We start from the raw sequence: 13,499 nt of genomic DNA on the forward strand, positions 1-13,499 counted from the left end.
AATCGATGACCGTCCTTCCTGGCTGGCTCAGCCGCCTGTACACCGTCGCGGAGTACAGGGAACTGGGCGAGGACGAGAACGGGTACACCGAGCTAGTAGAAGGCCGCCTGATCGTGTCCCCGAGGCCCGTCCCCGACCACAACTTCGCCGGCTACAAGCTGGCTGTCCGACTGGAGCCGCAACTGCCGGACGAACTTGAGCCGATCCCGGACATGGACGTCGACTTGGAATTCGCTCCCGCAGACGGCCCAGGTTCTGTTCGGCGTCCGGACTTGATCATCGTGGATCGAAAGGCCCGTAGGCGGGTCCGAGAGAAGGGTGGTCTCATCCGCGCCTCCGATGTGGCGGTGATCGTCGAGATCGTGTCGCCGGGATCGAAGCGAACCGACTACAAGACCAAGCACCTCGAGTACGCCGACGCCGGCATCCAGCACTACTGGATCCTCGACATCACGGACCCGGTGTCGCTGGTGGAGTGCCACCTGGCGGGCGAGTTCGGCTATCAGGACCGTGAAGCGGTGACCGGGGAGTTCCGCACCGACGTGCCGTTCCCGGTCGCCTTGCGGCTGGATCAGTTGCTCTGACCCAGCCGCGAGTCCTCGGTCAGTTGACGAACTGGTGGCGGACGATGGTCTGGTCGCGGCCGGGGCCGACGCCGATGGCGGAGATGCGCGCGCCGGCGATGGACTCGAGGTACTCGACGTAGGCGCGGGCGTTGGCCGGCAGCTCCTCGAAGGTGCGGCAGGCGCTGATGTCCTCGAACCAGCCGGGCAGCTCCTCGTAGACGGGCACGGCGTGGTGGACGTCGGTCTGGGTCATGGGCATCTCGTCGACCCGCTGACCGTCCACTTCGTAGGCGACGCAGACCGGCACGGTCTCGTGCCCGGACAGGACGTCGAGCTTGGTGAGGAAGTAGTCGGTGATGCCGTTGACCCGCGCGGCGTAGCGGGCGATGACGGCGTCGAACCAGCCGGTGCGGCGGGAGCGGCCGGTGGTGACGCCGAACTCGCCGCCGGTCTTGCGCAGGCGCTCGCCCATCTCGTCGTTGAGCTCGGTGGGGAACGGACCGGAGCCGACGCGGGTGGTGTAGGCCTTGAGGATGCCGATGACGGTGGTGATCCGGGTGGGCCCGATGCCGGAGCCGGCCGACGCGCCGCCGGAGGTGGGGTTGGACGAGGTGACGAACGGATAGGTGCCGTGGTCGACGTCCAGCAGCGTGCCCTGCGAGCCCTCCAGCAGCACGTTCTCGCCCCGGTCCAGGGCCTGGTTGAGCAGCAGCCGGGTGTCGGCGATGCGGTGCTCGAAGCCCTCGGCGTGCTTGAGCACGTCGTCGACGACCTGCTCGGGGTCGATGGCCTTGCGGTTGTACACCTTGACCAGCAGCTGGTTCTTGAAGTCCAGCGCGGCCTCGACCTTCTGCCGCAGGATCTTCTCGTCCAGCAGGTCCTGCACGCGGACGCCGACGCGGGAGACCTTGTCCTGGTAGGCCGGCCCGATGCCGCGGCCGGTGGTGCCGATCTTGGCCTTGCCCAGGTAGCGCTCGCTGACCTTATCGATGGCCACGTGGTACGGCATGATCAGGTGCGCGTCGGCGGAGATCAGCAGCTTGCTGGTGTCCACGTCGCGGGCCTCCAGCCCGGCCAGCTCCTCCAGCAGCACACCGGGGTCGACGACGACGCCGTTGCCGATCACGTTGTGCACGCCGGGCGTGAGGATGCCGGACGGGATCAGGTGCAGGGCGAAGTTCTGCCCGTCGGGGAGCACCACGGTGTGGCCGGCGTTGTTGCCGCCCTGGTACCGCACGACCCACTGGATGCGGTCACCGAGCAGGTCGGTGGCCTTGCCCTTGCCTTCGTCGCCCCACTGGGCGCCGATCAGGACGATGGCAGGCATGTGAGACTCCCCGTGCTAGACGACTAAAGGCCGAATGCCGGTGCACGACTGTAGACCAGGAGGAAGCGATGGGTGCACTAGTGCTGGCCTGCGGAAAGAACGCGGGTCACGCTCAGTCACCAGCTCTTGCCGACCGTGACGACGTGGAGCTGGTCGCCGTGCCCTCCCGCCCCGGCAAGGACGATGTGGATCACCTGGTCAAGGGCCTGGACGGCCGCCGGCTGGTGGTGGTCGGCGGCGACGCCGACCTGGCCGCGGTCGCCTTGCGGCTGCTGCGTACCGAGCGGCTGCGCGAGGTGACGGTCGGCTTCGCGCCGACCGAGGCGGACTCGACAGTGGCCTCGCTGTGGGATCTGCCACTCGACGTCTCCCGGGCACTCGACGTTGCCCTGGAAGGGCAACCCGACCCGGTGCCGCTGCTGCGCGACGACAGCGGCGGCGTGCTGGTCGGCCGGGGCGTGATCGGCCCGGTGCGGGGCATGGCCTACTGCGACGAGTCGGTGGTGCTGCGCGGCCAGGCCAGCCGGATTACCGTCAGTCCGGACCCGGATCGGGGCGCCGGCCTGCTCGTCCAGGTGACGCGCCGCACGCTGCTGGTCAAGCGGACCGCCGCCGCCCACGGCCGGGCCTGCCAGATCGGCTGCGTGCCGGCGATCGTGCGGCTGGACGGCGTGCCGCACCCGCGCCCGGTGACCAAGTGGACCTGGTACCGCAACACCGACGACCTGCGGCTGGCGAGGGGTTTGCTGTGACGCTCACGTCCCTGTTCAAGGCCGGACCCGGCGGCGTCATGACCGACGACGTCGGCGTGATCACCGGCGACCTGGAGCTGCGCACCACGCTGGCCGACGGCGCGGTGACCGTGGAGGTCCGCTACGAGGGCGCGGACGAGTGGTACCGGCTCTCGGCGTCGGACTGCCAGCTGGTGGACGACAAGGACCACGAGGCCGTGCACAAGGCCCTGCTGGGGGTGCTCAACCGCCCCGAGGGCTGACCCCCGAGCTCGGAAGGCGGCATTCCTACACTCGGAGTGGAGGAAAGCCGCCTTCCGAGCTTCTCTCTAGAGCGGGGGGAGGGCCGAGAGGGCGTCGGAGCGGCTGACGCCGGTGGCCACGAGCAGGTCGACGACGATGGAGCGGAGCTGGGCCACCATCACCCGGACCGAGAAGTCGTCGGCGGTGAGCAGGTGGTCGGACTCGTCAGCGACGGTGCGCAGCAGGGCCCGGGTGCGCACGGGATCGACGCCGCGGGCCAGCTCGTCGCGGAAGACGTCGACGGCGTTGGCCAGGCTTTCCAGCACGTCGGGCAGCTTGCCCGGCGGCTCCTCGTCGTCCCGCAGCACGGCCAGGGCCCGTCGGGCCAGCACCCGGGTGTTGCGCACGGCGAGGTCGATCGGCCCGGCGGCGTTGCGGTAGCGGTCCAGCTCGGCCCGGTTGCGCCAGCGCAGCGGGGCGATGGTGGCGACCTCGGCGCTGGTGACCAGGGCGGTCTTGAACTCGTCGATGGCCTTCTGGCTGGCCCGGGCCCGGCTCAGCGCGGCCGCGGCGGCCACGGTGTCCCGGTCGGGCACGGCGGCGGCGATGGCCCGCAGCACGCCGGCCAGCTCGCCCAGCACGACCCGGCCGTGCCGGTGGGCCAGGGTGAGCGGATTGGGCGGGAACAGGGCGATGGCGATCAGGCCCATGCTGCCGCCGATCAGGGCGTCGATCATCCGGTCGAAGCCGCCGCCGGCCGACGGCGGCAGCAGGGTGGCCACCAGCACGGCCGAGGTGCCGGATTGCAGGGCGATCACCGCCCCGCCGTCGAGCAGCACGGCGGCGGCCATGGCCAGGGCCACGACCAGCACGATCTGCCAGGTGCCGGAGCCGATCCGGGAGATCAGCAGGTCCCCGACGCCGACCCCGACGCTGACCCCGACCACCAGCTCGATGACCCGGCGCAGCTTCTGGCCCAGGGCCACCCCGATGCAGGTGACGGCGGCCGTGGGCGCGAAGAACGGCCGGGCGTGGCCGACGAGGTCGGCGGAGACCAGCCACGCGCCGCCGGCCGCCATCCCGGCCTGGGCGATGGGCAGGGCCATCCGCTGCAACCGCCGCAGTCGGCGGCGCAGCTGCGCCCGCAGCCGCGTCAACACCTCGGATCAGGCCAGGCCGAGCGCGGCCGGCGCCTGGGGGTCGCTGTCGGCTAGGAAGGTGCGGCAGCGGTCGAGCTCCTCGGTCTCGCCGATCTCGCCGGCGGCCTTGGCCAGCGCGGCCAGCGCGCGTAGGAAGCCCTGGTTGGGCCGGTGCGACCACGGCACCGGGCCGAAGCCCTTCCAGCCGTTGCGACGCAGCTGGTCCAGGCCGCGGTGGTAGCCGGTGCGGGCGTAGGCGTACGCGGCGATGGCGTCGCCGTCGGCCAGCGCACGCTCGGCCAGCGCCGCCCACGCCTCGCTGAAGTCCGGGGCGGTGCGTGCGACAGCCGCCGGGTCGGCGCCGTCCTCGAGCTGCTTCTGGAGCTCGGGACGGTCGGGCAGCAGGGTGGGGCCGGGGCCGAGCAGGTTGTCGTTCAGGCTCATGGCCTCATCGTGCCCGACCCGCGGTCCCCCGAAAAACGCGGTCAGCTCAGCATGAGCCGGACGATGGCCCCGCCGGCCACCAGCACCAGCGCGGTGACCACAACACCAGCGACGACACGCTTGTTCACTTCTGATCACTCCCGTACTCGGTTAGACCGGTGACATTGCCCACTCACACCCGGTCGGAGCAATGCGCGTCACCCACCCGATCGGGTGGTATGGGCCTGATCTCGGTTCGGTCGAAACGGTGGAATCGAGATGAACGAGCGACCATGCTCGCTGCCATGAGCACCAAAGGCTGGTCCGTGGCACGCGTGCGCGAGCTGTGGTCGCTGTACTGGACACGCGGGGCGGCCGGCCGGCAGACCCCGGCCGAACTGGTCTCGATCATGTACGGCTGGTGGTTCGTCGCCCTGGTGCTCAAGCTGCTCGGCGGCTCGTGGGACATCTCGTGGCACTTCTGGACCATTCGCGACAACCTCGCGCCGCCGCACGACCTGAACACCGTCGGCACCGGCATCGCGGTCGCGCTGGTGCTGTTCCACACCTACACCGGCTACGGCGCGGACAGGACCACGCTGCGCTGGATGCAGTGGGGCACCGGGCTGTTCCTCGTCGCCATCCCGATCGACGTGGTCAACCACACCGTGAACGGGTTGGACATCACCACCTGGAGCCCGTCGCACTCGCTGCTGTTCATCGGCACCGCCGGCATGCTGATCGGCGTCGCCCTGGGCTGGCACCGCAACGCCGCCCGGGGACGGTGGTTCGCGCCGGGCCTGATCGTGTTGCTGACGCTGGTGTTCGAGGACTTCTGGTTCCCCAACGAGCAGCAGGAGTACGGCGTGCTGGAGATCGCGTCCTGGGACGCGAATCCGGGGCACCCCTACGCCAATCAGGAGCTGCTGCAGTTCGCTTCGGACCAGATCCACCAGCCGGTCGGCCGAGCCGGCATCGTGCACTTCTCGCTGCCCATGCCGGACTGGGTGTATCCGGTGTGGGGACTGGGGGTCTGCGTGCTGCTGTTCGCGCTGGGCCGGCAGATCGTGGGCCGGCGCTGGACCGCGACCGCCATGGCCGGCCTGTACGTGGGCTTCCGCTCGGCGCTGTGGCTGGTGCTGACCGCGACGACCTTCCCGCCGTCGGCCGTGCCGTTCTTCCTGCTCGGCGCGGGCGTGGCCGTCGACCTGATGTTCCTGCTCCCGCTGTCCCGCTGGCTGCGGCCGGTGGTCGGCGCCGTCGCGGTCACCGCCGTGAGCTATGCCTTGCTGTACGGGCAATCCGTGCTGTTGGCGGCCCCGCCCCGGGCCGACTGGGCCGCCCCCGTCAGCGCCGCCGTGCTGGCCGTGGTCTGGCTCGCCGCCACCGCCCTGGCCCCGCGGCTGACCGCGGCCAAGGCCGAGCCGGCGCCGTCCCTGAGGGCCTGAGCCAGGGTTTCCCCCGGCCCGGAAATGGGGGCCATTACCTATTCACCGCGGCCGCCGGACACGACAGGATCTGTGGTGCGAGGGGGAACACGGCGGAACGACCTTCCACTGTGGACGCCCGGCGGGACCTGGGGAGGTGTCCGCCGCGCGCATCCGGCTGGCTGCCCCGGTGTTCGGGGCATCGCGGCAGCCAGCCGGACCGCGACATCCGATCGGCTGCTTCCGTGTTCGGGGCACGGAGTCAGGCGATCGCGACATCCGGCCGACGGTCTTCGTGTTCGGGGCACGGGGACGACCGGTCGGGACCCGGTGGGCGGTCTCGGTGTCAGGGGGCACCGGGACCGCCGGCCGGGCCGCACACCCGGCTGGCGTCCCGGCGTTCGGGGCGTCGGGACGCCAGCCGGAGCGCCGTGACCCGTCCGAATCCCGCCGAAACGACGTCGAGCGCGTCCAGCGGCTGCTGGACGCGCTCGACGAGGACTGAGACCGCGGACTCAGCCGGCGATCATGCGACCGCTGGACTTGAGGTGCTCGGCGGCCTGCGCGATGCGCGCGGCCATGCCGACCTCGGCGGCCTTGAGGTAGCTGCGCGGGTCGTAGACCTTCTTGTTGCCGACCTCGCCGTCGATCTTCAGGATGCCGTCGTAGTTCTTGAAGAAGTGGTCGACGATCGGCCGGGTGAAGGCGTACTGGGTGTCGGTGTCGATGTTCATCTTCACCACGCCGTAGCTGACCGCCTCCTGGATCTCCTCGGGCAGCGAGCCGGAGCCGCCGTGGAAGACCAGGTCGAACGGCTTGGTGCCGGCCTTGCCCAGCTTCTCGGCCACCACGTCCTGGCCGGCCTTGAGCACCGACGGGCGCAGCTTGACGTTGCCCGGCTTGTAGACGCCGTGCACGTTGCCGAAGGTGGCGGCCAGCAGGTAGCGGCCCTTCTCCCCGGCGCCCAGCGCGTCCAGCGTCTTCAGGAAGTCCTCGTTGGAGGTGTAGAGCTTGTCGTTGATCTCGTTGGCGACGCCGTCCTCCTCGCCGCCGACCACGCCGATCTCGACCTCGAGAATGATGTTGGCCTTGGCCGCCTGGTCCAGCAGTTCGGCGGCGATGGTCAGGTTCTCGTCCAGCGGGACCGCGGAGCCGTCCCACATGTGCGACTGGAACAGCGGGTTCTCGCCGCGGGCCACGCGCTCCTGGCTGATCGCCAGCAGCGGGCGGACGAAGCCGTCCAGCTTGTCCTTGGGGCAGTGATCGGTGTGCAGCGCGATGTTGACCGGGTACTTGGCCGCCACCACGTGGGCGTACTCGGCCAGCGCGGCCGCGCCGGTGACCATGTCCTTGACCTTGGTGCCGGACAGGAACTCGGCGCCGCCGGTGGAGACCTGGACGATGCCGTCGCTCTCGGCCTCGGCGAAGCCGCGCAGCGCCGCGTTCAACGTCTCCGAGGAGGTCACGTTGATCGCCGGGTATGCGAACTCGTTCGCCTTCGCCCGGTCCAGCATCTCGGCGTAGACCTCAGGGGTCGCGATAGGCATCGGTGGTCACTCCTCGGGGATTTCGACGTTTTCGCGCACCATCCTACGAGGGGGCCGCCGGCGGCGAACCGCCGAGCGCACCCGCCCGCTGGAACGATACAGTCAGCGCCGGCGGAGCGACATGCCCAGGTTCAGGCGGCCATCGCCAGCACCGGCTTTCGTAGGCCGGTCCAGCCGACCACACGATTTCGCCCGGTGTTCTTCGCCTCGTAGAGCGCCGCGTCGGCCGCCAGCAGCAGCGGCTCGATGTCGTCGCCGGCGCTGGGGAAGGTCGAGACGCCGATCGACGCCGACAGATTCCTGATCAGGGTGGTGCGGCCTTCGACCGGCGCCTCCACGACCAGCTGCGTCACCGCGTGGCGGATCCGCTCGGCCACGCCACAGCCGTCGTCCTCGTCCATGCCCGGCAGCAGCACCACGAACTCCTCGCCGCCGAACCGGCCGACCGAGTCGTAGTCCCGGACCTCGTGCGAGATGGCGTCGGCGACCGCCTTGAGCACCGCGTCGCCGGCCACGTGGCCGTAGGTGTCGTTGACCTTCTTGAAGTGGTCGAGGTCGACCATCAGCACGCCGAAGCCCTCCTTGGCGCGCAGCGCGCGGGAACGCTCACGGGTCGCGTTGCGGTGCCAGCCCTCGCTGTTGAACAGGCCGGTCTTGCTGTCCTTGCGCGACTTCTCCTCGACCTGCTTGAGCAGCACCGAGCGGTGCAGCATCAGCACCGGCGGGAAGGCCAGCACGACCAGCATCGGGCTGTAGCCGACGGCGAAGGCCAGCAGCGAGCCGTAGAACAGGGTGGAGATCTCCAGCATGTGCTTGCTGGGGTCGCCGAAGACCTTGCGCACGGTCACGCCGGGCGCGCCGTAGAGGTGCACGCGGGTGGCGATCAGGGCGACGTCGACACCGGTGTAGACGGCCAGGGCCAGCAGGATCACGCCGACCGTGGTGCTCACCGAGGGGCCGAACAGGTGGCCGGGGCCGCCGACCAGGCTGAGCACCTGGTGCGCGGACAGCGCGGACAACACCAGGACGGCGATGGAGAAGACCCGGCGGTGCAGGGCGATGAACGTGCTGCGCCACTGGTAGTGCCCGTACACCAGCACCAGCAGCAGTCCGACCAGCGGCAGCGGCAGCAGCAGCGCGCCGGCGAACAGCCAGACGGAGCACAGGTCGACGTGGCCGGGGCCGGACACCTCGCGGCGGCCCTGCTCGATGCCGCGGGCCAACTCGTTGTGCGCCACCGCGCAGGCGACGAGCACCGCCAGCGTCAGCCAGTGGGTTCCGGTGACCGTGGCGGCGGTCATCGACCACCCCAGTGCGCCCAGCGCGAGAACGACGACGAACAGCTGGTAACACATGGCGCGCAGCGGAACGGTCAGCAGCGAACCACTCTCACCGATGATCTGCCTACTACCTGTTTTGCCAGCCATTGTCGTCCCCTCTGTCGCGCTCGAGCACGAATAGGCATCTACCCTTGTGCTGACCCTGGCAAGGGCCGCATTGCAAGTGCAGACTGTGCACGGAAGTTTGTCCCGAGTTGATCTGGGAGGGGGCCTGACCCATGACCGTATCCAAGAGACGCAGCAGCTGGGAGTAGTCGGCCCCGTAGGCGGGTCGGTTACTTCCGGCCCGCCTAAGCTGCGGATTCAGCAGGTCCATGGCTCACCTCCGCGAGGCTCACCCGCTGCCAGGCGACGGTCAGGACCGCCCCCAGCACCAGCGCGACCGCACCGGCCACCCCCAGGGCCCCGCCGGGCCCCAACCGGTCGGCGACCACGCCGCCGAGCGCGAGACAAACCCCCTGTGAAGCGATGTAGCCCGAGGTCATCAGCCCGACGACCTGGCCACGGGTGGCCTGCGGCGACCGCTGGATGAACGTCGCGGGGGCCACCACCATGTAGGCCGCCGCCGCCCCGGACAGGGCGAACAGCACGGCCGAGACGATCAGGTTCGGCTGCCACACGCACACCAGCAGCGGCAGGCCGGACAGCCCCGCCAGCGGCGCCATCAGCCGCAGCCGAATCGCCGGCTGGAGCTTGGTGATCAGAAACGCGCCGATGATGGCGCCGACCGGAGACGCCGCCAACAACCAGCTGCCGGCGGTCGGATCCGAGCTAATGTGCGACGCGTAGGGAACCGCGAGACCATCCGCGGTCACCGGCAGACCGATCATCCAAATGATCCAGATAAGCGTGCGCAGCTGTCGGTCGGCAAAGACCAGTCGCGCTCCGCGACGGGTCGACTCCAGAAGCGATATGGACTTAGCGTCACCATTCGCCGCCGGACGGTGACGGACACCAAGAAAAAGCACCGCCGCCGACACGAAGAAGCTCGCCGCATTCACGCCGAGTGATCCGTAAGGACTCAGCGTGGTCACCAGAAAGCCGCCGACGGCGAAGCCGCCGACTTGGGCGATCTGTCCGACGATTTGCCGCAGGCCCTGCCCGACGGTGAGCTTGTCTCCCGTAAGAACGTCGGCCAACAACGCTCCACGCGCCGCATTCGACGGCGAACTGAGCAGTTGAGCAACGAAAATCAGGGGAAACATGGCCCATAGCGGGACAAACGGCAGCGCCATCACCGTCATCACCGCGCCGCGGGACAGATCGCAGACAATCATGACCTCGCGGCGCGGATACCGGTCGGCCAGACCGGCCAGCAGCGGCCCCAGCAGGGCCGGCAGGAAGGTCAACGCGAACGTGAACGCGGACAGCGCCGCGGACTCTGTGCGCACGTAGACCAGCACCGACAGGGCGACCCGAGCCACCTGGTCGCCGGCACTGGATACGAGCTCGGCCAGCCACAAGGCCCGGAACTCGCCGTTGGCGAAAACATCCCGGTACCTGGCAGCGCGCCCGGTCCCCTCCAACTTGCGCCCCTCGTCCCCCGTACCCCGCCCTCCCAGTAGCGGAGACAGTTCGTTTCCTTCTCGATTGGTCCGGCAGCCCGTCACCCCTGGCAGGCTCTTCCTCTCTCACCGTAGCCAGCGATATCGCGGCAACCCAGCTCGTTCAGATATCGATCCCGTCATTCACAGTTGACTTTCCGTGATCGTACGGTCGCAGCGGCGATCCGCATAGGTGTGACCGGGAGTTCGGGTCGGTCGGCCCACGCCGACCGATCATGCCCGGCCGGGCGGGGTGCTTCAGGACTGTGTTCGAATGCCGGGGAAGATCGGACCATCCGACCATGGCCCCCGCGCCGGTTCGGCCGAACGGCCTGCGGGAATGCCGTTCACAGTGTCATCACTCTTTTCCGGATCTTGGGGACGACTTTCGGGCGCCGGCCGCTGCCCCAACGGCCCGCGCTCAGTGAACTCGCCAGTAGCTTACTGACGGTAGGTTGCGTTACGGTGGCCCGGAACCCGTCCCGAGGAGGCGCCGTGGGCACGAAGAACACGCTGGCCGGCAAGGTTGTGCTGATCACCGGCGCGGCTCGAGGGATCGGGGCCGAGACGGCCAGGCGGCTGTCCGCGCTGGGGGCCAGCGTCGCCCTGGTCGGGCTGGAGCGGGAGCAGCTGGAGGCCACCGCCGAGGAGTGCGGGCCGCAGGCCGGGGCCTGGGAGGCCGACGTCACCGACTGGGCCGCCCTGGAGGCCGCGGTGGCGGGCGTGAAGGCCCGCTACGGCCGTGTCGACGTGGTGATGGCCAACGCCGGCATCGCGGCCGGCGGCTTCGTGCGGTCCATCGACCCGGCGGCCTTCGAGCGGACCATCGAGATCAACCTGCTCGGCGTGTGGCGGACCGTGCGGGTCTGCCTGCCGCACCTGATCGAAAGCCGCGGCTACTGCCTGGTGGTGTCCTCGCTGGCCGCCGTCTCGCACGCCCCCGGCATGTCGGCCTACGCCGCCAGCAAGGCCGGTGTGGACGCCTTCGCCGACAGCCTGCGGGCCGAGGTCCGCCATCTCGGCGTGGACGTCGGCACCGCCTACTTCTCGTGGATCGCCACCGACATGGTCACCAGCGCCGACCAGCACCCGGTGCTCGGCAAGATGCGCGGCCGGCTGCCCGGCCCGCTCGGCCGCACCTACCAGGTCGCCGACGTGGGCAAGGCCGTGGTGCTGGGCATGAACCGGCGGGCGTCGGCGATCCACGTGCCGGGCTGGGTCGGCGGCCTGAAGCTGATCCGCGGCATCGTCAACCAGCTGTCGCTGCCCATCACCACCATCGCCGCGCGCGACGCCGACCAGGCCGCGATGGACGACGTCAAGGTCCGCGGCGCGGAGGCGTCACGGCCGGTCGGCCCGGGCGGCGCCGCCGGCTTCGAGAGCCGGAGGGCCACCAAGTAGCCACGAGTTCGGCCGCCAACGCAGGAGAGCGCAAGGCCCCGGCTGCCCGGGGCCGAGCCGCGACGCCGAAGGCGGCGCCGAGAACTCAGCTCACCCAGGCGCCGAGGACCGGGGTCCACTCGGTGATTCGAGTCGCCGAGATCACACTGGCCGCCTTGTACGGATCGTTGTCCAGGAGCGCCTTGACTTCGGTCTCGTCGGCCGCCTCGAACAGCAGCAGCGCGCCGTCGTCGGCGGCCCACGCGCCCGCGGCCAGCACCTTGCCCTCGGCGGCGAGCTTGCCCAGGTAGTCGCGGTGCGCCGGGCGGACGGCGTGTCGGCTGGGCACGTCCTCGATGTAGCTGTACTCGACGGCGAACCTGGGCACGGCCTACCTCCTTTGTGGGTGTTCGACAGTCAAACTAATCCACCGGTTGGGTATTCTCGCCGCCGTGGACGTGCAGCCTGACAGCGTTGAGCGGACCTTCTCCCACCTGCGTGCGGTAGACGGCCCGGCCCCGTCCACGGTTGCGCCCCTGACCCTGGAGGATCTCTACCGCCAGCACCGGATGCGGCTGGTCCGGCTGGCGATCCTGCTGGTCGACGAGCCGGCCACGGCCGAGGACGTGGTGCAGGAGGCCTTCGCCGGCCTGCACCGCAACTGGGGCGGCCTGCGGGACGCCCAGGCGGCCGTGGGCTACCTGCGCACCGCCGTGGTCAACGGCAGCCGCTCGGTGCTGCGCCGCCGCAAGACGGCCCGGGACTACACCCCGCCGCACACCGCCAACGCCCGCTCCGCGGAGAGTCTGGCCATGCTGACCGCCGAGCACCAGGCCGTGGTCAACGCCCTGTCCAAGCTGCCGCCGCGGCAGCGAGAGGTGCTGGTGCTGCGCTACTACGGGGACCTGTCCGAGGCCGAGATCGCCGATGCCACCGGCATCTCCAAGGGCACGGTGAAGTCCACCGCCAGCCGCGCGCTGGACGCCCTTCAGAAGGCGATGGCCAACTAGACCTGGAGCACGTCGACGCCGTGGTCGCGGAACTCCCGCACCACGGCCTCGTCGGCGTCGGTGTCGGTGATCAGGCCGCTGATCTGCTCGGTCGGACAGATCCGCACGAAGGCGGAGCCGCCCAGCTTGGACGAGTCGGCGACCACCACGACCCGGCCGGACCGCTCGGCCAGCAGCCGGTTGATGGCGGCCTCGCCCTCGTTGCGGGCCGACGCGCCGGCCCGGGGGTCGACCTGCTCGACGCCGAGGAAGGTGACGTCCAGGGTCAGCTCCTCGGGGATGAGCCGGGCCAGCGGGCCGATCAGCTCGTAGGACTGGGGCCGCACCACGCCGCCGGTGACGACCAGCTTGATCTGCTGGCGGACGGCCAGCTCGTTGGCGATGTTCAGGGCGTTGGTGACAATGGTCAGGTCCAGGTCGGCCCGCGCGACCAGGGCCCTGGCCACCTCGGTGGCGGTGGTGCCGCCGTTGAGCCCGACCACGGCCCCCTTGTCCACCAGTGTGGCGGCGGCCCGGGCGATGCGCAGCTTGGCGTCGGCGTGCCGGGCCGTCTTGTAGCGCAGCGGCAGGTCGTAGGACACGGCGTGGGCCACCGCGCCGCCGCGGGTGCGGGTCAGCAGCTGCTGCTCGGCCAGGTGGTCGAGGTCGCGGCGGATGGTCGCGGCCGACACCGCCAGCTCCTCGGCGATGTCCTCGACCTCGATCCGGCCCCGCTCGGCGAGCAGCTCCAGCAGGGCGGTCAGCCGCTCGTATCGATTCACCCGTTCACCCTTTCAGTGCGCATTTGTGCGCCAGTATGCTTGGTTTCAGACAGTAATGAGC

At 70.1% G+C, this 13,499-nt stretch carries 14 protein-coding genes; 6 read left to right on the forward strand and 8 right to left on the reverse strand.

The window, feature by feature from the left end; translation table 11 throughout:
* Window positions 1–5 precede the first annotated feature (5 nt).
* Window positions 6–584: a Uma2 family endonuclease gene (locus ACIG5F_RS17590; RefSeq protein WP_396518740.1), complete on the forward strand. Its 579-nt coding sequence runs from the start codon at window positions 6–8 to the stop codon at window positions 582–584.
* Between the two features lie 19 nt (window positions 585–603).
* On the opposite strand, the gene ACIG5F_RS17595 is transcribed toward ACIG5F_RS17590, so the two are convergent.
* Window positions 604–1,893, reverse strand: coding sequence for an adenylosuccinate synthase (locus ACIG5F_RS17595; protein WP_396518741.1), 1,290 nt, complete (start codon window positions 1,891–1,893; stop codon window positions 604–606).
* Between the two features lie 68 nt (window positions 1,894–1,961).
* On the opposite strand from ACIG5F_RS17595, the gene ACIG5F_RS17600 reads away from it, so the two are divergent.
* Both ACIG5F_RS17600 and ACIG5F_RS17605 read left to right on the forward strand, forming a co-directional pair.
* Window positions 1,962–2,645, forward strand: a complete 684-nt coding sequence (locus tag ACIG5F_RS17600) for a hypothetical protein (RefSeq protein WP_396518742.1) — start codon at window positions 1,962–1,964, stop codon at window positions 2,643–2,645.
* Entirely contained in the window at window positions 2,642–2,887 is a 246-nt protein-coding gene (locus ACIG5F_RS17605; RefSeq protein ID WP_396518743.1) for a hypothetical protein, read from the forward strand. The genes ACIG5F_RS17600 and ACIG5F_RS17605 overlap by 4 nt, the downstream gene beginning before the upstream one ends.
* 66 nt (window positions 2,888–2,953) lie before the next feature.
* Here the strand turns inward: ACIG5F_RS17605 and ACIG5F_RS17610 are convergent, their stop codons facing one another.
* Together ACIG5F_RS17610 and ACIG5F_RS17615 are read right to left on the reverse strand one after the other, a co-directional pair.
* Window positions 2,954–4,027 (reverse strand): aromatic acid exporter family protein, encoded by a 1,074-nt coding sequence (locus ACIG5F_RS17610; protein ID WP_396518744.1) that lies wholly within the window; start codon window positions 4,025–4,027, stop codon window positions 2,954–2,956.
* Between the two features lie 6 nt (window positions 4,028–4,033).
* A complete protein-coding gene (locus ACIG5F_RS17615) occupies window positions 4,034–4,450 on the reverse strand; it encodes a DUF3151 domain-containing protein (protein ID WP_396518745.1) in 417 nt (138 codons plus the stop codon).
* A 284-nt stretch (window positions 4,451–4,734) separates the two neighbouring features.
* Between ACIG5F_RS17615 and ACIG5F_RS17620 the strand changes: the two genes are divergently transcribed.
* A complete protein-coding gene (locus ACIG5F_RS17620; RefSeq protein ID WP_396518746.1) occupies window positions 4,735–5,877 on the forward strand; it encodes a hypothetical protein in 1,143 nt (380 codons plus the stop codon).
* Window positions 5,878–6,371: 494 nt separating this feature from the next.
* On the opposite strand, the gene fbaA is transcribed toward ACIG5F_RS17620, so the two are convergent.
* The 3 genes from fbaA to ACIG5F_RS17635 all read right to left on the reverse strand — a co-directional run bounded on the left by fbaA (window position 6,372) and on the right by ACIG5F_RS17635 (window position 10,269).
* On the reverse strand, window positions 6,372–7,403 hold the full coding sequence (gene fbaA / locus ACIG5F_RS17625; protein WP_396518747.1) for a class II fructose-bisphosphate aldolase: 1,032 nt from the start codon (window positions 7,401–7,403) through the stop codon (window positions 6,372–6,374).
* A 131-nt stretch (window positions 7,404–7,534) separates the two neighbouring features.
* Complete coding sequence (locus ACIG5F_RS17630) at window positions 7,535–8,830, reverse strand: diguanylate cyclase (protein WP_396518748.1); 1,296 nt, start codon at window positions 8,828–8,830, stop codon at window positions 7,535–7,537.
* A 203-nt stretch (window positions 8,831–9,033) separates the two neighbouring features.
* Complete coding sequence (locus tag ACIG5F_RS17635) at window positions 9,034–10,269, reverse strand: MFS transporter (protein WP_396518749.1); 1,236 nt, start codon at window positions 10,267–10,269, stop codon at window positions 9,034–9,036.
* Between the two features lie 513 nt (window positions 10,270–10,782).
* On the opposite strand from ACIG5F_RS17635, the gene ACIG5F_RS17640 reads away from it, so the two are divergent.
* Entirely contained in the window at window positions 10,783–11,688 is a 906-nt protein-coding gene (locus tag ACIG5F_RS17640; RefSeq protein WP_396518750.1) for an SDR family oxidoreductase, read from the forward strand.
* Between the two features lie 85 nt (window positions 11,689–11,773).
* On the opposite strand, the gene ACIG5F_RS17645 is transcribed toward ACIG5F_RS17640, so the two are convergent.
* Complete coding sequence (locus ACIG5F_RS17645; protein ID WP_396518751.1) at window positions 11,774–12,055, reverse strand: YciI family protein; 282 nt, start codon at window positions 12,053–12,055, stop codon at window positions 11,774–11,776.
* 64 nt (window positions 12,056–12,119) lie between these two features.
* On the opposite strand from ACIG5F_RS17645, the gene ACIG5F_RS17650 reads away from it, so the two are divergent.
* Window positions 12,120–12,677: a SigE family RNA polymerase sigma factor gene (locus ACIG5F_RS17650; protein ID WP_396518752.1), complete on the forward strand. Its 558-nt coding sequence runs from the start codon at window positions 12,120–12,122 to the stop codon at window positions 12,675–12,677.
* On the opposite strand, the gene ACIG5F_RS17655 is transcribed toward ACIG5F_RS17650, so the two are convergent.
* Entirely contained in the window at window positions 12,674–13,438 is a 765-nt protein-coding gene (locus tag ACIG5F_RS17655) for a DeoR/GlpR family DNA-binding transcription regulator (protein ID WP_396518753.1), read from the reverse strand. The two genes, ACIG5F_RS17650 and ACIG5F_RS17655, sit on opposite strands and share 4 nt — an antisense overlap.
* Window positions 13,439–13,499 lie beyond the last annotated feature (61 nt).

This window comes from Kutzneria sp. NPDC052558, assembly GCF_044547355.1.
In the GTDB taxonomy this organism is placed as follows: Bacteria; Actinomycetota; Actinomycetes; order Mycobacteriales; family Pseudonocardiaceae; genus Kutzneria.